This is a genomic window from Lysinibacillus sp. CD3-6, from assembly GCF_006351725.2.
Classification (GTDB): Bacteria; Bacillota; Bacilli; order Bacillales_A; family Planococcaceae; genus Lysinibacillus.
This window is the reverse complement of the sequence record NZ_CP085880.1, coordinates 1,880,069-1,904,518: the sequence shown is the minus strand read 5'-3', so window position 1 is coordinate 1,904,518 and position 24,450 is coordinate 1,880,069. Positions and strand designations below refer to the sequence as shown.

The window sequence follows — 24,450 nt, the reverse complement described above, 5'->3', positions numbered from 1 at the left end:
CGTGTCACCTCTATTCAAATTTAAAACGTTTTTCTAACCACTTAAAGAATACCGTTAAGACAAGCGTCATCACTAAATAAATAGCGCCAGCAATAAAGAATGGCACAATCGTAAAGTCACGATTTACAGCTGTTTGTGCAAAATGCAACAATTCTGGTACAGCTACCGCGTAAAGAAGTGCCGTGTCTTTAATTAATGTAACCGATTCATTCGATAATGCAGGTAACGCTACACGAAACATTTGTGGCAAAATAATGCGTGTCGTTGTTTGCCATTTTGACAAGCCTAGTACTTGTGCCGCTTCGTATTGCCCTTTGTCGATTGCCAATAAGCCACCTCGGAATATTTCTGCAAAATAGGCAGCGTAATTTAAAATAAAGCCAAGACATGCGGCAACAAAGCGATCCAGGACCATATATTCTCCAATCACAGGTACCATTGGTAAACCGAAACAAATTAATAGCAATTGTAGTAACAGCGGTGTACCACGCATGATGTATATATACGTTTGAGCAAACCAAGACAATGGTTTGATACGACTTTTTACCGCTAATGTAAGTAAGAATCCAAGTGGAATCGATACAAGTATGGCTATAATGAACAGCAGCACCGTCATTTTTGCGCCATCAAGCATCGGCAAAATCATTGTTTGCCAGTAATCCGCCATAACTATTTCCCTCCAAAAAGTATAAGAGTTTCACGAGGAAACTCTTACCGACTAATGACATTCAATTATCTTGTACGAATAGCTTAATTACGACCAGTAGGCATAAGTCGGAATTTAGCTCGTAAGTACATGCGATATTTACCTATTTCAACACCTTATCTTCACCAAACCATTTTGTAGAAATTTCTGCTGCTGTACCATCTTCATTCATTTTATCTAAAGCGGCTTGTAGCTTTGCTAATAAAGCTTCGTTTCCTGGTTTGACACCAATTCCATATTGCTCAGGTGCTAATGATTCATCTAATAGTTTGAATGTGTCAGGTTCTTGCGTCATGTAGTATTCTGCTACCACTGCATCAATAATGACTGCATCTAAACGGCCTGTTTTTAAATCTGTTAAGGCTAACACATTATCCGCAAACTCTGTGACGTTTTTCACTTCTTTGTGAATTGGGTTTGCATTCAGCGCCTCTGCAGCAGAAGACTGTGCTTGAAGTCCAACTTTTTTTCCTGCTAAATCGCTTAGAGCGTTAATAGAAGATTTTTTAATTGTCATTACTGCTTGTGCATTTTCTAAATAAGGCTTTGTGAATAATACCTTTTCTTTACGCTCGTCTGTAATTGTATAACCATTCCAAATTAAATCAATGCGGCCACTAATTAACTCAGCCTCTTTCGTTTTCCAATCGATTGGTTGGAATTCAGCTTCCACTCCCATATGTTCAGCAGCAGCACGTGCTAAGTCAATATCAAAGCCAACGATTTCATTTTTATCATCACGGAATCCTAATGGTGCAAACTTATCATCAATTCCGATTATTACTTTTTCTGTTGATTTACCTGAATCCTTCGAGCCAGCTGTTGAACTCGATTTTTCTCCAGAAGTACCGCAAGCTGCTAAAGCTAGTACCGCTGTAAGCATGCATAGTATTGTGAAAATGCGCTTCATTATCTAATATCCCCTAACATTTTATATTAATTATTAGAAATAATAGTTTCGCTTTCTCTTGCTAAACTACTAATGTGTTAAAGAATATCAAAACGGCGCATTGTTGTCAATATCTTAATTGAATTATTAGAATATTATACTAGAATTCAAAAACAGCCCACCCAGAAAACTCTGGCTGAACTGTTTTTAGAGTAAATTTTTATTTATGCTGTTGTTTTAACCATTCCATTGCCACATTTGCATGTAATGCAGCACCATATTTAAAAACATCCTCATTTTGACGCATACGAGGGTTGTGCACAGGTGCTTCGCCTTCTTTTCCTGTTCCTAGCACAACAAATGCAGAAGGTACTTCTTGCGAAATGTAAGAAAAGTCTTCTGAACCTCCAAGGTATCCATTATCTACTATATTTTCGGCCCCTACTATATTTTCTAAAAATGGCGTTATCGCATCAATAAATGCTGGATTGTTATATGTTGTTGGCGTATGGAATTCAATTGTCTGATATTCTCCACGCCATGCTTTTACAGTATGGTCTATCATCTCTGGGATGCGTTTACATAAATGGTCACGTGTTTGTTGATCATAGCTTCTCATATTTCCTTGTAATACCGCTTTGTCTGGTATAATATTTGTCGCAGTACCACCAGCCATCGCACCTACTGAAAATGTTACACTATGATTTGGATCTGCTTCCCGTGTCATTAATAGGTTTAAACTTGTATACAGTTGATTCATAATCATATTGGAATCTATCGTTTTATGGGGCTGTGAGCTATGTCCACCATTCCCTTGAATATTGACGATATACGTATCCATTGCTTGTGTTAATGTTCCTTTATGGACAGATAATGTGCCTGCTTGTTGATCTGGCATAATGTGAATTCCAAATGCCGCATCCACTTTTGGATTTTGTAGCAAACCATCATCAATCATTAGCTTAGAGCCATACCCCCACTCTTCCCCAGGTTGGAACAATAGTTTAACCGTTCCTTGTAACTCCGCTTCATGGTCCTTCAAAATTTGCGCAGCGCCTACCAGCATTGCTACATGTGAATCGTGACCACAAGCATGCATCACACCAGGATTTTTGGATATAAATTCACAATCAACTTCTTCTTGAATTGGCAATGCATCCATATCAGCACGTAGAAGAATACAAGGTGTCCCCTGTCCAATTGTTGCAACTACACCTGTACATTGATCTTGTGAACCAAACCCTGCTATTTCATATTTTTCTTTAATTTCAGGTGGCACCACTCCACATTGCTTATGGGCAATGCCCATTTCATCAAGGCGTTGTTGGATATACTTTTGTGTATTTGGCAGTTCAAAGCCAATTTCCGGATATTGATGTAAATAGCGACGATCTTTTATAATTTGTTCTTCATATTTCTTAGAATGTTCCAAAATATTCATCGTGTCGTAATCCCCTTTATGTTTAATAGTAAGTGTAGAACTTCAAAGTGTTGAATGAACTAATAGATTAAAATGGTCCTAACCCCATATAATGTGCAATTAATATTAAAACAAATGCCGCGAAATGTAGGATAAGGAATAGTTTCATAGAAAATTTAACCCAAGCAGAATAGCTGACATTTGACATACCAAGCGCTGCCATAAGCCCACCAGAAGTTGGCCATAAATAATTCGTAAAGCCATCACCGAATTGATACACTACAACCATTACTTGTTGGTTAATGCCTAATATTTTTCCTAATGGCCCCATAATCGGCATTAAAATTATTGCCTTTCCACTTCCCGAAACAACGAAAAAGTTAAAGAAAATAACAACGATAAATAATACTAATAATGTAATAATCGTTCCCGTATTGTTTAATATATTTGATAATGAATGTACCACTGTATCAATGATTTGTGCTTGCGTCATCAAAATCATTACCGAACGAGCAAACCCGATTGCAAGTCCTGTAGGTAAAAGTCTCGCTGCCCCAACGCCAAATGTTTCAGCAGCATCACTTGGTTTAAGTTTTAAAATAATGACTAGTAAAACAGCATAAATTGCATAGACAGCAGAAAGTTCAGGCATCCCCCATCCTAGCTTGATAGCCCCAAATGCGCTACCAACTAACACGACAACTAAACCTAGTAATGCCAACTTTCTTGACATAGTAAATTCTTCTTCTTCATACTCAGCTGTTTTTGTATTTTCAATTTCCTCTAAATATTCAACAGCAACAATACTTTTACTTGGATCTGCCTTCGTTTTATTTGCATAGCGCAAAATGTAAATCATTGAAATAATAATAAAAACAATTAATGCAACGATACGGAATGCTAGTCCAGAATAGATAGGTAAACCAACAATCGTTTGACTTACACCAGTCGTATAGAAATTAACAACCCCTGCTGTAAAACCAATAGCTAAACCTACTGTTGGGATAGCGAAAGCTGTGATGCGGTCATATCCCAATCCCATTACGACTGCCATTGCAAGCGGAATGAACGGAATACCCCCTTCTCCGAATCCAATTGTACCTAATACGGAGAACAATACGAGCAATGAGATAATAATTAATTTTTCTTTACCTGCTGCGACGCTTAATAATTTATGGATACCTGCTGCTATTGCACCAGACTTTTCAAGTATAAATAGCGCTCCACTTGCAAACAGCAACATCACAATAATATCTGCTGATTGTACAACTCCGTTATGTAAAGCAGTGAAAAAATCCATAAATCCTATCGGTTTTGCTTGCTCCACATACGAAAAATTGTCGGTATTTAGTTCGGTAATACCCGTTTCTGGATTTACTATCCGTTCATACTCCCCACTCGGAACAATCCACGATAGTAATACAACTAGTAGCATAACGAGCATAAACATTATGTAAACATGTGGGAAATTAATGCCCTTTTGTTTTTCCTTTGTTGACATGAAAAATCCTCCAAACCCCTTTTACTCGTTTATTTAATTAATGCTTTAAATAGATTCACACCTGATTCAATCAATTCATCACGGAAATCATACTCATGTGTATGAACATGTGGATAATCTTCTCCATTTCCGATGAAGCAATAAGCACCCTTTGTTAGCTTTGTAAAATGGCCAAAATCTTCGGAACCGCGGAAAGCTTCCTCTAGTTCAAGTAATGCCATCCCCTCAGATTTCGCAACGGCACGTATTTTATCTGCACTATCTTTGTGGTTGAACGTTTCTGGGAATTCATCATTATAATCAAAACTTACCTGTAGCCCGTATTGTTGTGCTTGTTGTTTTGCAAAATTTTCAAGGTTTTCTTGTAGTTTATTTAGTTCTTCTTCATAAAGGGCACGTATTGTTAAACGAAGATCACCTGTCGATGCTGCAATTCCAAAAGCGTGTTCACCTACATCGATTTGTACTACAGTACAAAGAACAAGTCCTCTATTTAGTTCAGGGGAAATAAATTTAGGAATTTCATTCACAATATTTGCAATGGCAAACGCTGGATTGATGCCCTTTTCTGGCTGGCTAGCATGTGTAGGTGAACCTTTCATATGAATGGTCATTCCTTTTGATGCACATAAAGCAGTACCATCAATAATTCCAACTGTTTTATAAGGAAGTCCACTCATGTTATGGTAGGCGAAAATTTCATCGATATTATGCTCCTTAATGAAATCAACACATTGAATTGCCCCATCTCCTGTTTCTTCAGCTGGCTGGAAAAGGAAAAAGATATTTTTGTCAGCACCTAGTTGATCGACTTCAAGTGCAAATCCCGCTAGTGTCGCTGCATGTCCATCATGACCGCATTTGTGTGCTTTTCCTGGAAATTGAGAAGCCCATGGCAGATCAATCACTTCATCCATCGGTAGTGCATCATAATCAGCACGGAAAGCAATATTTTGCTTAGCCGATTCTGCATGATAAATGGCATAAAACCAATTTCCTTTATCTACAATCACTAGCTTTGTATACGTTTTCAAAAACTCGATTAAATGCTGTTTTGTCCATACTTCTTCATTTGAAAGTTCTGGATGCTGATGTAATTCGTGACGCAATTGTTTGGCTAAATCAAAATTTTTACTGTTCACTATGTGTATCCTCCTCAAAAGCTAATTTTTGATATTTCCACCCTCATCTCTTCATCTATCAAATATTTCAAGGGTAAAATAAATCGTTTTAACCTTCTGTATATTGTATATTGTATATTATATTTAAATTTTTTCAACAAAAAAATAATTCTGTTTATTTAAAAACAGAATTACTTTTCGTGTATAAGCGAGCAATTTAGTACCTAAAGCGGTATAAGCTCTGCTTTATCAATATTCCAATGTACTTCTTTCATGTATCTCTCTAATTCAGCTATTTCACCTTTTTTAAATAGCTCGACCATTTTTCGATGTTCGTTGTTTGTTTGAGAAAGTCGTTTTTTTGTAATTTCTGGCTCATCTGCATGATGGAAATTTTTTAAAAATTTCTTTTCTAATTGTAATAGCAAGTTTACAAGACTTTTATTAGGACAAACCGATAAATATACGCCATGAAAAGCTTCCTGCATTTTATGATACATCGAAAAATTGCCAGTATTAATGGCTAAATCGATACTTTGAATATAAAACTCCATCTCATTCATATGTTTCTCGGTTAAAAAAGGTGCAGCTAAAGCAGCAGCCAAGCCATCCAATGCCCCGATAATAAAATACGTTTCTTTGGCTTCTTCCGTCGTAAGGTTTTTAATAACAAAACCTTTTCTTGGCACATTTTCTAGTAACCCTTCGGAAGAAAGTTGTATTAATGCCTCTCTGACTGGTGTCCTGCTGACATTTAGGCTTTCGCTAATAGCACTTTCATTTACCTTTTTTCCAGCAATCAGATTACCGTTATTAATTTGATCTACGATATAATTATAAACATGGTCTTTTAGCGATAAATAATTATTCATAAAGTAACCTCAATTTTAAATTTTTTAACAATCCTTTTATCTACTATACACTTTTTTCTAGTATGTTAGCCATAGCCTTTGCATGATTCCTATTCGTTAAAAATAATATTCCATTATTCCCCCCCATCTAAGCATCTGTATTTCCATATTTACAATCTAATTTTCTTTTTATCATTTTCATTTATACGAATGCCTGAACTAGAAAAGGTTGATCTTTAACAAATAAGACCAACCTTCCTTTAGCTTTTAAATGAAGTAGAAGCGATTATTCAACAAATTCGAAATTAATTTCACCTTTGTAAAATAGAGCGATAGCAAAAATGATTACCATCATTTTTAGAATAGTACTGATAAGTTTGAATGAACCGACGTTATGCACCCCGATATTTCCCTAACATAATTTCATCATAATATTTATCTAATTGTGGTAAGCCCAACTCTTCTGCCATCTTAAGTTCAGCCTCTCTATCATAATCTACCCTAATAAACTGAATGGCGTTATTTGATTGTGTTCCATCTAGAATGGCGTATGATGCTGACGTTAAGTCAAGTGAATTTCCGACGCTGCCAACGTTACACAAAATCCCCTTTCTATATGTATGTAAAAAAGTTGTATGAATATCGCCGTAGAATACGATATCTGGCAGTTTATCGTAATGGATTGAATTGGTTATTTCACTATTCTCAAACATAGATAGACGCTTTTCAATTGGATGACTATCCAAAATACGTTCAAATTCACTTCTTGGCGATGCATGGAAAAACCTGATTAATTGTCCGTTTAATTCAAGATCAATATGAAAGGGTAACGAATTTAAATACGCATAATCTTTTTCTGTTAATCGATCTTTGTACCATTGGATAAACTTATTATCCGTAGGTGTTTGGATGAACACATCCCAGTTGCCTCGAACAACTTGCTCGCAGTTCTTTTGGATAAGTTCAATACATTCAGATCCTTGTGGTCCTTTCCCAATTAAATCTCCTAAACAAAAAATTCTTTCAATCTCTCTTAATCGAATGTCTTCTAATACTGCTTCCAATGCCGTTTTATTCCCATGAATATCTGAAATAATTGCAATCTTCGTCACAAAGCTTCCCCCTTAAAATTTCATATATTCTCTATTTATAATTCGACAAAATCGTTATTTAATCCTTTAAAAGCTAACTACACCGAAAAAAGACGTACATATCTCTGGAGCGCTGTTAATCGCTGCCTTTTTTGTACGTCAAACACCTTCTATTATAGAATTAATCAAAAGTGCAGGTGCAGTATTCCAAATCTTTTTTAACGTTTAAAAGAACCTAAAGCGTCCCCTTAAATTTTTCTGGCTTTTTTACATAGCTTTCAATTATGTACCCACAGTCAGTACAAAGAATATATTCAACTTCAGAACCAAAGCTCATCTTATTTGTTGGATGCATCACGGCATATCCATGATGTTTGCCCTTCCCTAATTCTACTCCTCCACATTTCGGGCATTCTGTTATTGCTTTAAATTGTTTCATTGGAAAACCTCCTCATTAGAAATATATGTATCACTTTCAAAGGACTGCATAATTTATTTACGGCCAAGCAGACATTTGGTTTCATGTTCCACATAATAGACTTTTGGTTTACTTAAAGCGTTATACAAAAAAGAATCCTTTTAAAGTAGTCGCAGCTTGTCGACAAAAGAGATTAAGAATAGAAATCTTAATCCCTTTTGTTGTTTTTATTGTGATAAATGGGTTCTTACTTTCGTCTTGCCATACTCGAGCATCTCCTCCCTATAAAGCTGTTGACCATGTCCAAGTAGCAATTATAGTAGACTGCTAGCAATACATATAAAGTTGATTGGAGTGGAGGGCGATTCCTGTGGGAACGTACAGTACGTAAGACGCAACAAACCGCGTTAGCGAGGATTGCGGCTTACGATGTGCCCGCGGAAAGCGCCCGCCCGCAACGGAAATCAACCATAACAATACTTCTTATTTAGAATACGCTTAGTGCCAGGCACTCAAACAATTTTTAGTTGATTGGAGCGGAGGGCGGCAACTCCTGCGGGAACTGCACAGCACGTAAGACGCGGGCATTCCGCACGCTAGCGAGGGTTGCGGCTTACGATGTGCCCGCGGAAAGCGCCCGCCCGTAGCGGAAATCAACGGCAGTAATCATCCCCTATATTAGTTTTAAATTAAAAAAGGACTATAGACAAATTCGAAAAACTTCGAGTTTGTCTACAGTCTGGCACTACTTTTAAAGTTGTGGTCTTTAAAGTGTTTATTAAAGCTCCCAGCTTTACTTACATTGCCATATTTACGACTGCGTTAGCTTCCCTATCTAATGTTTTCTTAAAATATCATAACTGTAGACAAGCGCTACAATCTTACGGTTCATATTATGTATTCAATATTAACTTCCCACTAAAATTACATAAAAAGTGCAATAAACTCCAATATTCTATCGCTCATTTTATTTATATCAAAATAATATAACAATAGCTTCTCAGCAATTTCAAACAAAAGAAGTATTATAGATACATGTTTGTGTCCATTTTGTTAAAGATGTATTTTATATATTGCTTTAAAGATATTTTAGGAATATAGTAAATCACGAAAGGACGTGTTCAACATGTTAGATCAACACACAATTAACGTTATTAAATCAACAGTACCAGTATTAGAGGTGCACGGCTTAGCCATTACAAAAACATTCTATAGCAACTTATTTAAAGATAATCCTTCATTATTAAATATTTTTAATCACACAAACCAAACTCAAGGTCGCCAACAAGGCGCTTTAGCAAATACAGTTTATGCAGCTGCTCAGCATATCGATAACTTAGAACCAATCGTACCAGTAGTCGTGCAAATTGCACATAAACATGTAAGTCTTGGGGTTTTACCTGAGCATTACCCAATTGTAGGTCAATATTTACTTGCAGCAATTAAAGAAGTATTAGGTGATGCAGCAACTGACGAAATTATCGAAGCATGGGGTAAAGCTTATGGCGTAATTGCAGATATATTTATTTCAGTAGAAGAAGATTTATATAAAGCTGCAGAGCAAAATAATGGATGGCGTGCATTTAAACAGTTCAAAATTGCTCGCACTGTAAAAGAAAGTGATGACGTTACATCATTCTACTTACAGCCAACAGACGGTTCAAAAGTACCCGCTTATAAACCAGGACAATATGTTTCAATTCGCGTAACTGCCCCAGGTGAAGAGTATTTATTAAATCGTCAATATACTTTATCTCAACCAAGTAATGAACAAGAATTCCGTATTTCTGTGAAACGTGAAAGCCAGCACAATCCTAAAGGTAAAGTATCTAACTTTTTACATGATGCTGCACTAGGCACAACGATTGACGTTAGTGCGCCAGCAGGTGTTTTCACATATGAAGCAACAAATGCACCAGTACTATTCATTAGTGGTGGCATTGGCGTAACACCTTTAAATGCTATGTTACAAACGATTCAAAATAAAGAGAACGTTACATTCATTCAATGTGCTCGTAATGAACATGTCCTTGCTTTCCATGAAGACATTCAAAATAAAATGAACGCATTAAACGGCCCGACAGGTTTAAGCAAGTTATTCAGTGTATTCAAAAAAGACAGTAATGCACATCATAAAGTGTTATACTCTGAAAAAAATGAGTACATTAACGCGAACGTACTTCGCCCTCTTTTAACAAAAGATACGCAAGTGTACATTTGTGGACCAACACCATTTATGGAAACAACGATTAACGCTTTACATGAATGCAATATCGATGATAGTCAAATTCATTATGAATTTTTCGGTCCTGCTCTACAATTAAATACAAAATAAAAAAAGAACTAGCCCTGCAATGCGCAAGGCTAGTTTTTTGATACTTAAGTCTTACTCTCTGTATAAATTACTTCAATATTATTTTAATTGTATCCTTAATGTTATTTTGTTGACATAGAACTGTAATATAAGCATGTTAATATCATTAATGTACCAAGTAATACGTTTTAATGTTTTTAGGAGGATACATATAATGCAAAAGAAAAAACGAAATAAGTGGGGGATGAAATTAGCAGTATTAGCTTTAGGCTCTTCTGTACTTTTTTCAACAATCGACACAGCATCAGCTGCAACATATACAGTTAAATCTGGGGATTCCCTATGGAAGATTGCCACTCAAAATGGCATCTCTTATCAAACTTTGATGAGTTGGAATAACCTAACTTCTTCAAATATTCGAGTTGGTCAAAAATTAACGCTAAATAGCACGGCTAATAAGGCGCCTAGCACGCCTTCTAAAACACCAGCAAACCTTATCCAAATTGCTAAACAGCAATTAGGTGTAAAATATACATTTGGAGGCAGTAAACCGAGCACAGGTTTTGACTGCTCAGGTTATATCACATATGTATATAATAATGCTGGTATTTCAACGAGCCGTAAATCAGCAGCTGGTTTTTATGTTGCAGCGAAGAAAGTAAGTTCACCGCAAGTAGGTGATTTAGTATTTTTCGCTAACACTTATAAAGCCGGAATATCTCATGCGGGTATTTATATCGGAAATAACCAAATGATTAATGCAAGTGACGGTGGCGTTAGCATTGCTAACATTAACAGCACCTACTGGAAGAAATATTTTGTAGGTTACGGCCGTTTATAATTTATAAGGAAGCAGTTAGGCATGTCCTAACTGTTTTTTTTTATAGATTTACGTAAAAAATCCAAAATAAAAACGCCCTTTACAATAGTAATGGGCGCTTTTTATTGGTTTATCGGCGATATGCCTAGGGCTATCGGCGATTTTCTAGTCTCTATCGGCGATTTACCCGAGGCTATCGGCGATTCCAAGGATTATCCATGATTTTTTCCTACTAAATATGTGCTACCTTTTTCGATTTTATTTTTGCTAAGCGTAGTAAATATATGATAAAGACAACGGCTAGTACGCCTGCACCTGTTAAATAGACAGATCCATACCCTACTTGCACTGCAACCATTCCTAATATATATGAGCCAAGGGCAATACCAAGGTCAAACATTGTAAAGTATGTTGCCGTTGCGTAGCCACTACGTGTATGTGCTGTTGATTGGACAGCTAATGCTTGTAAGCTTGTTGTTACAGCGCCGTAGCCAAATCCAACAAAAACTGCCGAAAATAAGAATAACGCGGGTCCTGAAACATTTGCAAGGAGAATTAATCCAATGGCAAACGAAATAATGCCAGGAATAATTACAAATTGCGGCCCTTTTGTATCATAAAGCTTACCAGTATAAGGTCGTGTAATCAGCATAGCTGCCGCAAACACGGCATAGAAGAAACTTGCAACTGCCATGAGATCCTTTTGCTGCGCGTACACTGACAAAAATGATAATACACTAGCGTAGGCAAATGCTACTAAGCTGGCAATAGCCGCTACTGGTAACGCTTTTCGTTCAAATAAATCATTGAATTTAAAAGTTAGTTTTCCTTGATGTTCAGGTTTCGGTAAATCTTCTGTATTAATCGTTACAGCTAAAATACCACCTGCTAAAACACAAATACTCATTACGATAAATAATACATTGAAACTACTATATTGTATAAGGAGTAGTCCGATAAATGGACCGATGACAACAGCTAAGTTCGTGGACATTGTAAAATAGCCTAGCCCTGCTCCTTTGCGACTTACAGGTACTATATCTGCCGCTAAAGAACCTGCAGCTGTCGTAATAATACTAAAGAAAATCCCTTGTACAAATCGTAAAGCTAGTAATAGCCCAAATGGATGAATAAATAAATATAATATCGTACATAAAAAATAACCTATAATCGCAATGACTAAAAGCTTTTTCTTGCCGAATACATCTAGTAATTTACCTGAAAACGGACGTACTATAATTGCTGATAATAAGAAACCTGATAATAGTAACCCAGCTTCTTTATCTGTTTGGTGTAGCTCCCCGATCGCATACAATGGCAAAGTTGTTACCAAACCATAAAAAACAAAAAATACCGATATATTTGTTACAAATAAACTAATGAACCGCTTCGTCCATATTTGTGTGTTGCCTTCTTGCTGCACTTCAATCAACCTTTCATTTTTTGCAATAGATTTATAAATTGTGTCTGCTCTTCTACTGTGAGTGACCCTACCATTTCTTCCTCAAACGTTAATATCGTTTCCGTAATAGTCGGTAGACGCTCCTCAGCCATTACTGATAAAGTTACAATTTTTTCGCGCTTATCTTCTCCATCGATTCGTTCCACCCAGCCTAACGTTTCAAGCCTGGATATAGCTCTCGTTACACTTGGCGCTTCGACATTTAAATATTTCCAAATTTGAGTCAAAGTCATCGGACCATGTGTATGTAAGCAATATAAAATTGTCCATTGTGAGCTATACAACTGATGCTGTTTCAATACTTCATTCAAACTATTTGTTAAATAGCGACTTTTTTGAAATAAAGCATGGAAAACGGGATTCATATAATCACTCTCCTTATTTGTTTACCTAGCTAAATAAATACTATACGCCTCATTTTTTCTGTTGTAAAGTAAGTTGTTTTCGCTTTTATTAGCGATTGGTTGATTATTTTTGGCGTTTTCAACTGTTTTCGTGGTGGTTTTCGTGCGTTTCGTGGCGATTTCCAAAGGTTAATAGTGCTTCAATGCTTTTCTCAGTGTTAGCAGGTAATTTACAATAAATGTCGAATACAGCTACTAGACTTAAAAAAGGGAGATGGGAACATGGGGAAAAACATACTAATTATCGCGGGCGACGCAGTAGAGGCATTGGAGATTTACTATCCATATTACCGCTGTTTAGAGGCTGGCTATGACGTATCCATTGCCGCACCGTCAGTAAAAAAATTACAAACGGTTTGTCATGATTTTGTTGAGGGTGTCGACACCTATATTGAGCGTCCAGCGTATGGCTTAGAAGCGACGGTAGCCTTTGCAGATATTGATCCGACAAAGTTTGATGGCTTAATTATCCCTGGTGGTCGCGCGCCTGAATACATTCGATTAAACGAGCATGTGCCAGCGCTTGTTAGCCATTTCTTTGAAGCAAATAAACCTATTGCTGCTGTATGCCATGCGGCACAAATTTTTGCAACCATTCCAGATGTACTTAAAGGACGTGAACTCACAGCTTATATTGCCTGCAAACCAGAAGTGCAAGTTGCGGGTGGTAAGTATATCGAAGCAAATCTGCACACAGATGGCAACCTTGTTAGTGGTCATGCTTGGCCTGATTTACCTGGATTAATGCGTGAATTTATTCAAAAATTAGAAGCTTAAAGAGGAAGAGGATGCCAATTTGGCATCCTCTATTTAGCTGTTTCTTGAAGCTCAATATCCAACACTTTTTGTGTTTCAGTTATATACTTAATCCTTACATAGACACCGAATTCTTTGTCTCCCTCTTTTAACCAAAGCTTAAATTTCTCAATGGTTGCATCGGCATTTGATTCACTACCTTCATGCAAGTAGTCAATAATTTTCGAATTGGGGTATGATGATTGTGTTTTTTCGATAGCAAGCTTTCCCCACTTCGCATAGGCAGGCGTTACCTCAGCATGTGTTTCCAAAATGTGTAGCGGCACAGCTTGAGACATTAACAAAATTCCAAATGCTACAAGTAATTTTCGCATATTTTGAGCTCCTTTCTTTTTATAGTTTGTACAACATAGAAAAAATCATTATGTTTCGCAGCATAATTGAAGAAAATGGCATTACTTTTATTATGTATTTATCGGTATAGCTTGACTGTAACTACAAAAAATAAATGCTCCAGATGTTATCTTTGGAGCATCTCATATTTCAATGTCTTTTTGTTGTTGGTTGTTGCGGGTTATTATGAATTACTTTATTAAATTCTGCCGAATATTCTTCCCGATCATTTCTTTTATGCGTATCTTCCTTCTTTTTCTTTTTAAAGCTTGTTTTACTTTTCTTTGCCATTGCTAACTCCCTCCAATTTAGCTCTTTTTATTCGATTGTTGATTTTTATCATGATTCGTTTTATTGTTTTTATTTTTCGCTTTGGCATCAAATTCCGCACTGAATTCTTCGTTTAGATTATCATTAGGATTGTTATTATTACTATTACTGTCATCTAAATCTTTACTTTTGTATGTTCCAAAAGGATTGTGGGTTCTTGCATTCATTGTTTTTTTACTGTTTTTGTTATTTCTATTGCCCATAGCATCTTCACCTCCTACTTGTAATTTGCTCAGGAGAGAAGGAATTATGCTTTGGGGAAAACTTCAATGGGAGAAGAAACAATGGTAAAATTCACAGGCAGAAACACTAAAATTCATCAACAAAAAGGTTGCGCCTACTACGTTTTATATAGAAAAAATGTACATCACCAATCATCATTAGTAATGTACATTTTTATTTGTCCTTTAGACAATTGTATATTCAGTTATATTTAGTAAAGCACCGACTGCACCTGAAAAACCGTGGTCATTAATAAATACAGGCGTATGCTTTTTCGTGCGTGTATAATTGGCAATGACATGTGCTAAGTGGTCATTATGACTAAGCGTTGAGCCGATATAAACGATATGCTGTGCATTCTTTTCTTCGGCATATTGAATACTTAGTGTCGTGATCACCTCACCAACAAGACCTTGAACAGTCGCAATGATATCCTCTGGAGGATGTTTCACTTCCTCCGTAATACCGACCTTACCAAAATTGCTTGCAGTCAAATGCCCATCAATTGGTGTATCCATGCCTTGATAAATATCTTTCACAAGCAAATCTACACCTTCACGATTACCTCTAGTAGCCATCTCACGGATTTCATTGTAATCCGTAATTCCAGTTGTAAGCGCTGACAATCCAATCAATGTTCCACCGCCTACGCCTGTACCACCAACACGAATATGTGTATTATCTTCCATGTAATGAATGGAAGTTCCCGTTCCAATATTGGTAATCATACTACGCTCGAAGAAATATCCTTCTTTATTTAGTAAAAAACGAACACCCTTCAATGTAGCTTCAAATTCTACTATATAATGAATCGATTTCATTGTTTTTATGACATCAAGTAATTGTTCTGTACGTCCCCCCGTAACTCCAATATCCTCAATATCTGGATTATTTTTAATCCACTCCATTACAGTCTGCAAATCATTTGACGGAAAAGTTGTTAAAACAAGTTCGTTGTGCTCGTCTAAGTAGGCAACCTTCGTCAATGTGCCGCCTGCATCAATACCTATAGCCTTTGGCATACCATTCTCCTTTAACTTTATTCAGTAGAAAAATTTCCTACCTAAATAGATGGTTAGATGAATACTAGTTTACTCTTTTATTCAGTGAGTGTCTAAAACGCTAACTGATTAAAGTTCATGCCTCTGGCGATCGTCAAGGATTTCGAAAGGAGTTTATTGTGTATGCACAATTCAAAATCCTGACACACTGGTTCTGCGCGAAAGCGAAACGTCAGCGATAATTAAGCCGAGGCGCAATTGAATATTCGCCCTTCCTAAACTTTACCGCTGTTGAAATGATTGTGCAATAACTTGGCAAACTTTCATGAAAAAAAACATGAAAAATAGCATAATTAATAGATAAATCCAACATATATTTACTTTTTATGTAAAAAAAGAGCCGCTGTCAAAACAGTCGACTCTTTTTTCTATATAACAAATTTTAAAAAAGCTTAAATTATTGTGCAGAGTATCCGCCATCAATTACAAGCTCGCCACCTGTGATGTAAGAAGCTTCATCAGATGCTAAGAATAAAATAGCATTTGCAACTTCTTCTGGTTGTCCAAGACGACCCATTGGAGTAGCACGAACTAACATGTCCATTGCTTCTTTAAATTGACCGATGTTAGCAGTCATTGGTGTTTCAATTACTCCAGGGAATACAGTATTTACACGAATGTTAGATCTACCTAATTCAGCTGCAGCAGCACGTGCGATTGCGCGTAAAGAACCTTTTGAAGCTGTATATGAGTTTAAGCCAGAACCGATAATAGCAGTGTATGATGATGTATTAACGATTGAGCCTTTTCCAGCTTCTTTCATGTATTTAGAAACGTGTTTAATACCTAAGAAAGGACCAAATGAGTTAATTTTGTGCATAATAGCCCAATCTTGGTCTGTAATATCTTGTGGAGATTTTTGTGAAGAAATACCTGCATTGTTGATTAAAATATCGATACGACCATATTTTTCAACAACTGCTTTTGTAAATTCAGCCCAGTTTTCATCAGAAGAAACATCTAATTTCATACCTTCTACATTTTCTAATTCAGAAATTTTAGCTAAATTTTCTTCGTTAATATCAGCAGCAATTACAATAGCGCCTTCTTTAGTGAATAGTTCTGCCATTGAAGCGCCCATTCCTGATGCGCCACCTGTAATAATTGCGATTTTATTGTCTAAACGTCCCATTTTTAAAAACTTCCTCTCTCTTCTATTTCGCCTAAGCGTATTGAGCGTTGTTATGTAAGTTAAATACTAACAGTCGCCTAGCTCTTTAAAACGGATACAGTTATATATCAAACTGTATAGGTTTAAATAGTTTACTAATAAACTTTATCATATTTATGAAGCGTTTTCAAAGAATATGTACGAAATTTGAACAATCTGTTTTCACTTTCTTCACTTTTGCGATACGATATACATAGAGGCTTGACTATTTGAACGGAGGAAAAAGAAGTGAAAGATCAAAAAACACTTTATAAAGAAGCGATGCAAGTTTTAAAAGAAACGAGTCGCACATTTTATATACCGATTACTTTTTTAAAAAATGATTTAAAAATGTCAGTTGCTGCGGCATATTTAGCGATGCGTGCTATTGACGAAATCGAAGACCATGAAGAACTTTCGAATGATGTAAAATTCGATTTACTTTCCGCCACAAGTGAATTATTAAAAAATGACTTCGATGCAGCAGCCTATAATGCTTTATTAGCTCCATATGCTGAACAATTACCCGAAGTTTCCCTTCGTTTAGCGGATTGGTTAACATTTTGTCCAGATGGCTCTCGAGAAATTGTCAAAGCATCCACAAGTGAAATGGCATTTGGTATGGCCAAATGGGCAAAAGCAAACTGGCAAGTGCATACACGTGAAGATTTGGATGATTATACATACTATGTTGCAGGGCTCGTTGGGACAATGTTGTCAGAGTTATGGGCATGGGGTGCGGACGTTCAAACAGATCGCGACTTAGCAATTGGTTACGGTCGTGGACTACAAGCCGTCAATATTTTACGTAATCAGCATGAAGATTTAGACGAGCGTGGTGTAAGCTTTGTGCCAGACGGTTGGACACGTGAAGATTTGTTTGCCTACGCTGAGGAAAATCTAGCGAAAGCAGATTTATATATGAAGGCAATCAATAAGCGTACGATTTTATTGTTCTGTCGTCTTCCCCTTGCTTTAGCACATAAAACATTAAAAGCAATGCAAGATGGCCGTGAAAAAATGACGCGCGCTGAAGTAGAGCAAACAGTAGAAGAAGTTCAAGCGGATTAACGCGGTGCCTGACACCGAAACAATTCGCACAATTCACTACAATTTATAAAAATTCAAAAGCCCTTGTGTTGAGAAAACTCACACAAGGGCTTTGTTGTTCAAATAACGCTAATGAACCGATTAATTAGCTCATAACTGAAATAAAGTGCAAGGACCGATAACAATGTAAAGACGACCTTTTCTACTTTTCCGCCAGTTTTTGTTGTTAATGGCAAGCGCACTGACAAGTTTATCGGGAAAAATAGCTTCACCCCTTGTTTCGTCCCCATATCGAGAACAATATGACTTATCATGCCGAGTAAAATCCCTACAATAATCGATTCATACGGGATTATTGTGTGTAACAGTGTTGCTACAAGAAACAAAAACAGTAAACTATGTGTAAAGGAGCGATGTCCAAATAGCTTATTAACAATTTTTGAGATAATGGGAAATGTCCGCCCAATTTTACTTCCGCCATGGCAAATATCGGGAAGTAAAGCACCGATAACACCCGCTCCAACTAATACGAATGGATTATCATTTGAAATTTGAGCAAAAGCAAGGCTAGCCGTGATGCCTCCAACGATGTGTGTATTCCCTTGCATAATGACTTCCTCTCTATGTATTGAAATTTCACTTTCCTAATGTAACATATTATTCTCCAAAAGAGAACATACATTCCAAACATACGTTTTATTTTTTTGTGATGTTAATGCTAATTAAAAAAATATGAAACAAGTGTATATCTAGTAGGTCGAACGGAGAAAAATGACTACTGGAGGTAACTATGAAAACATATAAAGGTTTGCTATTTATTTTCATTACTATGATTGGGAGTGCATTACTTTGGTATTGTGCCACGCCGATTGAAACGATCAGTGAGTTAAATAGGATTAGCCATATTGTTGGTGGCTTGGCGATTACAGGGTTTTTCCTTGTATTTTTATTATCAACACGAAGTAAGATTCTCGAACAATGGTTTTGTGGCTTAGAACATGTCTACAAATATCACAAATATTTGGCGATTCTATCGTTAGGGTTAGTAATTTTACACAGCCAGTTACAGGGTATGTTACCGCAAAGGGAAAATGGGTTAGAAACTTCGTTCAGAGAATTAGCAAAGCAACTTGGTACGCTTGCACAATATGGCTTTATCGTGTTAATTGCCATTGCACTACTTGCAAAATTTCTGAAATATGAGCAATGGCGGTTTATTCACCGTCTATTGCTTATTCCATATGCTTTAGGTCTGTACCATGCTTATTTTTCTAGCAAATATAATTTATTTCAAGCAACACCACTAGCCATTTTTACAGCGATAACGGCCACTATAGGGACAATGTCCGCTTTATATATGCTTTCAATGTATCAGGATATGCAATTTAAACACACAGGGAAAGTAACAGGTATTCAAAAAAAGGGTGGGAATGCTGTTGAAATACAATTTACTTTAGATCAAAAACTTTCTTATCGAGCTGGTCAGTATATTTTTATAAAAATATTCCAAACAGGCTTCGAAAAAGCACCACACCCCTTCTCAATTTCAGGTGGAGATGGTCAAAAAATTTTTGTAACAATTAAGTCACTTGGCGATTTTACGAAAGAGGTTAATACAAAATTACAAGTGGGTACACAAGTAGCCATCGAAGGCCCCTACGGTCATCTAAACTTTGACAAAGGACATCAAAAGCAAATATGGATAGCTGGTGGTATAGGTATTACACCTTTTTTATCATATTTACAAGCGCATCCTACCGATCGAGAAATTGAATTATTTTATACATTCCACGGGCCACATAATGCTATCTATAAAGATTTTTTACAAAATTACGCAGAAAACAATACACATTTTAAGGTTAATTTTATTGATACGACCACTATGGATAGACTTACTTTCAAGCAATATACAGTGCCCGTAAATACGAGCATCTTTTTGTGTGGACCTGAGAAAATGGTGAAGCACTTCATCAAGCATTTTAAATCCAACTATAGCGCTATCGACATCAACTATGAAGCCTTTAAATTTAAATAAAAATCAAAAAAAGAGGCTACATCCATTAGTAGGGATGGTAGCCTCTTTCGTTTGTTTTCATTCGCCTCATTTAGCGATTAAACAAATGCTTATTTTTCACTATGATGACACATACGACAGCAAGTAATAGACCTGATATCGTAAACACTGCTCTTACCCCTATAACATCAGCAATAATCCCCATCATGAGAGAAGAAATGCCAAACGCACCAGTTGAAATAGCACTTAAAGAGGTAAATACAGAGGACAGTTCTGCTTTTGGAACACTTTTTTGAATAACTGTATGTTGTGGGATGCTTTTTATTTGTCCAAAAACGCCAACACAAAAAGTTAGGAATAAGGCGATAGTTGGAATAGTGTTTACGCTAAACAAAATCGTTGCAATAAACATACACAAAGAACCAACAAACATTACTTGCGCTAATTGCCGTTCAATAAAGGCGTTATATTTAACACAATAAACGCTTCCTGTTATTAACCCTACAAAAAATGTGCCATTCAAAAAGCCCCACCATTGCTCGTCAACTTGTAAAGCATCTGTGACAAATACCAATATAATCGCAGCAATCCAAACTGTACCAGCGATTGACTCAAGAAAATCGATCCAAACAACCCTTCTTAACACTGGAGTATGCCAAAGTAATTTCCAGCCTTTTATAATTTGTGTTAGTTTCCCTTGTTGGGTAAATGATTGATGATCAACATTTTCTAACAAACATAAGACCATACTGGCTATTATAAACAAACAGCCTACTACCCAAACTACTTGTTGGGAACTTAGAAAAAGTAAAAAAAGGCTGCCTACGAACCACATAACTGTTTGAATAAATTGCGTTACCGCTTCATCAATGCCATTTGCCTTCAACAATTGTTCTTCTTGTACATAATGCGGAACCAATGTCTGTCTTATTGGATTCGCACAGCCATCGAGAAATGCAATCATACTTATGACAATAAACATCAAGTAAAAATTAGTTGCTGTTGTTACATACAACAGTAGCCCTAATAAAAATAATAAACATGTCTTTCCTATTTGAGAACCTGCCATTAACCATTTTAAATTCACCTTTTCAAACAAAAGCGGCGTCAAAATACTTGATACAAACATTGACGAAGCAATTGTAAATGGTACAAAGGAGGCTGCAATAGCCGATTCCGTTATAATGTAAATTAAATGGATAATGCTCACTATATATAAAACATCACCTATATTTGCCAGTGATTGACCGATTAATAATAATGAAAAGTTTCTACCCAATTTCATAAACAATCCCCCATTTTCAAAAAGTTAGCTTAATTGAAATGGGTGATTTTTAAATTGGACTGTTCATGTATACTTGCCTCCCCCATTTTTCACGAAATAAAAATCATTAAAATGGGGGATTTTAAATTGGACTACACATGCAAACTTGCCTCCTTTTCACTAACAAATAAATCTTGGGGGAATTAGATTTATCTTAATTTTTGTATGTATTTGTAATTCTGTTGAAAAGCTTATGCCTTTTTATTATCAAAAAATCAGTACTAATTTTTATATTTCTGTTGAATAGTTTGAAGGTGTTTCGCTTTTACCACCTCTGTTACGTGCATTTGTGGTAGTAGTTTCGTATAAATGGCTTCAATATCACTTTGTGTGAAAATTGGCTTACCTGATTGATTGCGGGTTTCTATAAAATGCCTTACATTGTCTCGCTTTAACACATGTACATTTTCAGACTGTACCTCAATTTTCTTTAACTGACAACGCTCACTAAAAACAATAACGGAATGTAAAGCATCATCTGGTAGTCCTAAAAAATTTTGAATTGCTCTCATGTGGGTAGCATTTTGACGTATTGGATTGTAAAATTTAAATTTTTTATTATTAGGCATTGTTTGTGTCCACTGGCTTTGATTTTCATTGCCAAAAATCCAACCGCTATAGTTTTTAGACTCTATTACGTATAAACCAGTCCGATCTATATAAAGTAAGTCCACTTCCGTCCAATCATTTGAATTCTTTTTTTGAATATACACATTAAATAATTGCTTATGGCTTTTTAAAGCATACTTTTCTATTATACGTGATGTTAAATACTCTCCATACTTTCCTTTATCAAATATTACGTTAAACAGGCTGTATTTCGTTAGTGCATAGTAAATGCTTACTCGATAGTTTTTTTGCTTAAAATAAATAATTGATATGACCATTAAAATGACTATTAGTAAGAAAATAATGTACACAAATTCTTCCCTCCTCATAATAAGTTTTTTAGTCTTTATTTTTTAAGTCCCTCAATTAGTTCACGAAGTCAAAGCACAAATCATTCATTACACAATTATACCAATATTTTCTAAAAAACGCGTATTTATTATTTACATAGCATGAAAAACTCGACGATTTCATAAAGTGATTTAATGTTCTCTGAAATATTTAGTGTATTCATCTTGGAATATTACTAAAAATTTTTTGAGAAATGACTTGGATTTTGCATCCTAAGTTAATTATTAAATCTGTTGAAGGGGAGGTTTTTTGTTGAATTATTATGATCCGTATTATAGTGATTATGATGCAGTCTTTGGTGGCTTTATGGTTGTGTTCTTTTTAATATTTTTTGTATTTTTAATTATTGGCTATATTGTGAATGCACTAATTTATTTTATGGCATCTAAAACAAATGGCTTTAGCGACATTGCTTATATCGCGTGGATTCCAATTATAAATATTTACAGTTTATTTCTTCTAACTGCTAATGGTGATGACGATGCAACAATTCGTGCAGCTGCTAAAAAAACAACCTTAATTTATGCAGGTCTATTTATCGTTTCCTTTGTCCCTGTAGTTGGTATAATCGCATCTCTTGCTATGTTTTGCTATTGGATTTATTATACCTATCGTCTCTTATACCGTTGGACGGGAGAGACAGGAAAAGCTGTTCTCTATATGATTTTATCACTTATTACTTGTGGCTTATTCTTTGCCATTTACGGCTTAATGCGTATGAAACGTCCATTCATCGTATAGGCGACCCTATTAATAAACCTATAATTCCTCTTTCGTTTAAAAACTGAAAGAGGATTTTTTTGTGCTTCAGTACGTTCTTCTGTTCCTATTTAATGCAATTCAGTGTTAGATGATTTCCCCTCATCTTTCCAATATTTTTAAAAAAAGAAGTCAGAAATTATGATGGATATGCTATATTATAGTTAGAAAATTTAGACATTCTAACTTTTAAAGAAAAGGGGATTTTTGATTATGTATGAAAATATTTTAAGACATCCAGGGCCGACACCTATTCCAAAAAAAGTGCAGCATGCGATGAACCGAGATATCTTCAGCCATCGAAGCAATGAATTTGTCGAGCTATATCGGGAAACAACTGAGCTCGTGAAACCTATTTTCGGTACTAAGCAGGACATTTTATTGCTTCCATCTGGTGGTACAGCAGCATTAGAAGCAGCAGCTGTCAATACCGTTTGTGCAGGTGAGGATGTCGTTGTCATTACGGTAGGCGCTTTTGGGGATTATTTCGTTTCGATTTGTGAAAAATATGGCTTTAACGTACATAAGCTTGCGAAACAATGGGGACAAGCATGCACTGCTGAAGAGTTACGTAATTTTTTACAGCCTTTGCAAAATATTAAAGCTGTTTTTGTTACGTACAATGAAACTTCCACAGGTATTTTAAATCCAATTGCAGAATTAGCACAGGTTGTTCGTGAAGAAAGTGATGCGTTAGTCATTGTGGATGGGGTAAGCTGTATTGGTGGAGCTCCTGCTGAAATGGATGCATGGGGCATTGATATTCTCGTAACTGGCTCACAAAAGGCTATGATGCTTCCTCCTGGACTTTCACTTATGAGTGTAAGCGAGCGAGCGTGGAAGGTCATTGAAGAAAATAAAGCGCCCTCTTATTACTTGAATTTATTAAGCTACCGCGATTGGGCAGAGAAAGGGATGACACCAAATACCCCTACCATTACATTAATTTATGGGCTACATGAAGTGTGTAAACTTATTGAGCAAGAAGGTGGTTTTGCCCAAACCGTTGCCCGTCATGAACTGATGAAAAATATGGTGCGCAGCGCGATGAAAGCACTTCATATTGAGCTTTTGACAGATGATGACTACGCTTCTCCTACAATAACAGCCATTATGGCACCAAAAGGTATTGCAGTAGGTGAATTTCTGACACATCTTAAACAACGATATCATCTAGACTTTGCGGGCGGATTAGGTCATTTACAAGGTGAAATTTTCAGATTTGGCCATATGGGCTACTGCTTCCCAAGCGATGTTTTGCAAGCCGTTTCATTAATGGAGGCGGCACTACAAGACTTTTCTTATGACTTTGAGCCTGGTGCGGGTGTTAGCGCAGCGCATAAAGTGTTTTTAGCGGCACAACGAAGCTAACCTACTTTAACAGCAATAGACTGCTTGACGATAAAACATATCTAGCAGTCTATTTTTTTGTAT

Annotated in this window: 25 protein-coding genes; 7 read left to right on the top strand and 18 right to left on the bottom strand. The window is 36.2% G+C overall.

Going from position 1 to position 24,450, the window contains the following annotated elements:
- Window positions 1–10: 10 nt before the first annotated feature.
- The 8 genes from FH508_RS09150 to FH508_RS09115 form a co-directional block, all read right to left on the bottom strand.
- Window positions 11–667, bottom strand: a complete 657-nt coding sequence (locus FH508_RS09150) for an amino acid ABC transporter permease (protein ID WP_172771027.1) — start codon at window positions 665–667, stop codon at window positions 11–13.
- 142 nt (window positions 668–809) lie between these two features.
- A complete protein-coding gene (locus tag FH508_RS09145) occupies window positions 810–1,616 on the bottom strand; it encodes an amino acid ABC transporter substrate-binding protein (RefSeq protein WP_172771026.1) in 807 nt (268 codons plus the stop codon).
- A gap of 199 nt (window positions 1,617–1,815) precedes the next feature.
- Window positions 1,816–3,036, bottom strand: a complete 1,221-nt coding sequence (locus FH508_RS09140) for a M20 metallopeptidase family protein (protein ID WP_172771025.1) — start codon at window positions 3,034–3,036, stop codon at window positions 1,816–1,818.
- Window positions 3,037–3,103: 67 nt separating this feature from the next.
- The gene (locus FH508_RS09135; RefSeq protein WP_172771024.1) at window positions 3,104–4,516 is read right to left on the bottom strand and encodes a YfcC family protein; all 1,413 of its coding nucleotides are present in this window, start codon (window positions 4,514–4,516) and stop codon (window positions 3,104–3,106) included.
- 29 nt (window positions 4,517–4,545) lie between these two features.
- Window positions 4,546–5,658, bottom strand: coding sequence for a M20 metallopeptidase family protein (locus FH508_RS09130; protein ID WP_172771023.1), 1,113 nt, complete (start codon window positions 5,656–5,658; stop codon window positions 4,546–4,548).
- 203 nt (window positions 5,659–5,861) lie between these two features.
- Complete coding sequence (locus FH508_RS09125) at window positions 5,862–6,509, bottom strand: GntR family transcriptional regulator (protein WP_172771022.1); 648 nt, start codon at window positions 6,507–6,509, stop codon at window positions 5,862–5,864.
- A 371-nt stretch (window positions 6,510–6,880) separates the two neighbouring features.
- Complete coding sequence (locus FH508_RS09120) at window positions 6,881–7,600, bottom strand: metallophosphoesterase family protein (protein WP_172771021.1); 720 nt, start codon at window positions 7,598–7,600, stop codon at window positions 6,881–6,883.
- A 214-nt stretch (window positions 7,601–7,814) separates the two neighbouring features.
- Window positions 7,815–8,018, bottom strand: coding sequence for a transcription initiation factor TFIIIB (locus FH508_RS09115; protein ID WP_172771020.1), 204 nt, complete (start codon window positions 8,016–8,018; stop codon window positions 7,815–7,817).
- Between the two features lie 1,105 nt (window positions 8,019–9,123).
- Between FH508_RS09115 and hmpA the strand changes: the two genes are divergently transcribed.
- Together hmpA and FH508_RS09105 are read left to right on the top strand one after the other, a co-directional pair.
- Window positions 9,124–10,332: an NO-inducible flavohemoprotein gene (hmpA, locus tag FH508_RS09110; protein WP_172771019.1), complete on the top strand. Its 1,209-nt coding sequence runs from the start codon at window positions 9,124–9,126 to the stop codon at window positions 10,330–10,332.
- A gap of 193 nt (window positions 10,333–10,525) precedes the next feature.
- A complete protein-coding gene (locus tag FH508_RS09105; RefSeq protein ID WP_172771018.1) occupies window positions 10,526–11,152 on the top strand; it encodes a C40 family peptidase in 627 nt (208 codons plus the stop codon).
- A 211-nt stretch (window positions 11,153–11,363) separates the two neighbouring features.
- Here FH508_RS09105 and FH508_RS09100 read toward each other — a convergent pair whose 3' ends face one another.
- Both FH508_RS09100 and FH508_RS09095 read right to left on the bottom strand, forming a co-directional pair.
- Window positions 11,364–12,554 (bottom strand): MFS transporter, encoded by a 1,191-nt coding sequence (locus tag FH508_RS09100; protein ID WP_370635717.1) that lies wholly within the window; start codon window positions 12,552–12,554, stop codon window positions 11,364–11,366.
- Between the two features lie 5 nt (window positions 12,555–12,559).
- Window positions 12,560–12,958 (bottom strand): MarR family winged helix-turn-helix transcriptional regulator, encoded by a 399-nt coding sequence (locus FH508_RS09095; protein ID WP_172771017.1) that lies wholly within the window; start codon window positions 12,956–12,958, stop codon window positions 12,560–12,562.
- Window positions 12,959–13,219: 261 nt separating this feature from the next.
- Here FH508_RS09095 and FH508_RS09090 point away from each other — a divergent pair, with 261 nt between their 5' ends.
- Entirely contained in the window at window positions 13,220–13,774 is a 555-nt protein-coding gene (locus FH508_RS09090; RefSeq protein ID WP_172771016.1) for a DJ-1/PfpI family protein, read from the top strand.
- A gap of 29 nt (window positions 13,775–13,803) precedes the next feature.
- On the opposite strand, the gene FH508_RS09085 is transcribed toward FH508_RS09090, so the two are convergent.
- The 5 genes from FH508_RS09085 to FH508_RS09065 form a co-directional block, all read right to left on the bottom strand.
- The gene (locus FH508_RS09085) at window positions 13,804–14,127 is read right to left on the bottom strand and encodes a DUF3889 domain-containing protein (RefSeq protein WP_172771015.1); all 324 of its coding nucleotides are present in this window, start codon (window positions 14,125–14,127) and stop codon (window positions 13,804–13,806) included.
- Between the two features lie 169 nt (window positions 14,128–14,296).
- Window positions 14,297–14,437 carry a hypothetical protein gene (locus tag FH508_RS09080; RefSeq protein ID WP_172771014.1) on the bottom strand — a complete coding sequence of 47 codons (141 nt, stop codon included), beginning with the start codon at window positions 14,435–14,437 and terminating at the stop codon, window positions 14,297–14,299.
- A 17-nt stretch (window positions 14,438–14,454) separates the two neighbouring features.
- Window positions 14,455–14,679 (bottom strand): hypothetical protein, encoded by a 225-nt coding sequence (locus tag FH508_RS09075; protein ID WP_172771013.1) that lies wholly within the window; start codon window positions 14,677–14,679, stop codon window positions 14,455–14,457.
- A 204-nt stretch (window positions 14,680–14,883) separates the two neighbouring features.
- Window positions 14,884–15,720, bottom strand: coding sequence for a type II pantothenate kinase (coaW, locus tag FH508_RS09070; protein ID WP_172771012.1), 837 nt, complete (start codon window positions 15,718–15,720; stop codon window positions 14,884–14,886).
- Between the two features lie 436 nt (window positions 15,721–16,156).
- Window positions 16,157–16,891: an SDR family NAD(P)-dependent oxidoreductase gene (locus FH508_RS09065; RefSeq protein ID WP_172771011.1), complete on the bottom strand. Its 735-nt coding sequence runs from the start codon at window positions 16,889–16,891 to the stop codon at window positions 16,157–16,159.
- A 267-nt stretch (window positions 16,892–17,158) separates the two neighbouring features.
- On the opposite strand from FH508_RS09065, the gene FH508_RS09060 reads away from it, so the two are divergent.
- On the top strand, window positions 17,159–17,980 hold the full coding sequence (locus FH508_RS09060; protein ID WP_172771010.1) for a squalene/phytoene synthase family protein: 822 nt from the start codon (window positions 17,159–17,161) through the stop codon (window positions 17,978–17,980).
- A gap of 98 nt (window positions 17,981–18,078) precedes the next feature.
- Here the strand turns inward: FH508_RS09060 and FH508_RS09055 are convergent, their stop codons facing one another.
- Entirely contained in the window at window positions 18,079–18,567 is a 489-nt protein-coding gene (locus FH508_RS09055; RefSeq protein WP_172771009.1) for a metal-dependent hydrolase, read from the bottom strand.
- A gap of 182 nt (window positions 18,568–18,749) precedes the next feature.
- Here FH508_RS09055 and FH508_RS09050 point away from each other — a divergent pair, with 182 nt between their 5' ends.
- Window positions 18,750–19,994, top strand: coding sequence for a ferredoxin reductase family protein (locus FH508_RS09050; protein WP_172771008.1), 1,245 nt, complete (start codon window positions 18,750–18,752; stop codon window positions 19,992–19,994).
- Window positions 19,995–20,064: 70 nt separating this feature from the next.
- On the opposite strand, the gene FH508_RS09045 is transcribed toward FH508_RS09050, so the two are convergent.
- Window positions 20,065–21,258, bottom strand: a complete 1,194-nt coding sequence (locus tag FH508_RS09045; protein ID WP_172771007.1) for an MFS transporter — start codon at window positions 21,256–21,258, stop codon at window positions 20,065–20,067.
- A gap of 260 nt (window positions 21,259–21,518) precedes the next feature.
- Window positions 21,519–22,217, bottom strand: a complete 699-nt coding sequence (locus FH508_RS09040) for a nuclease-related domain-containing protein (protein ID WP_172771006.1) — start codon at window positions 22,215–22,217, stop codon at window positions 21,519–21,521.
- A gap of 292 nt (window positions 22,218–22,509) precedes the next feature.
- Here FH508_RS09040 and FH508_RS09035 point away from each other — a divergent pair, with 292 nt between their 5' ends.
- A complete protein-coding gene (locus FH508_RS09035; protein ID WP_172771005.1) occupies window positions 22,510–22,998 on the top strand; it encodes a hypothetical protein in 489 nt (162 codons plus the stop codon).
- A 231-nt stretch (window positions 22,999–23,229) separates the two neighbouring features.
- Window positions 23,230–24,387 (top strand): pyridoxal-phosphate-dependent aminotransferase family protein, encoded by a 1,158-nt coding sequence (locus FH508_RS09030; RefSeq protein ID WP_172771004.1) that lies wholly within the window; start codon window positions 23,230–23,232, stop codon window positions 24,385–24,387.
- The last annotated feature ends 63 nt before the right edge of the window (window positions 24,388–24,450 follow it).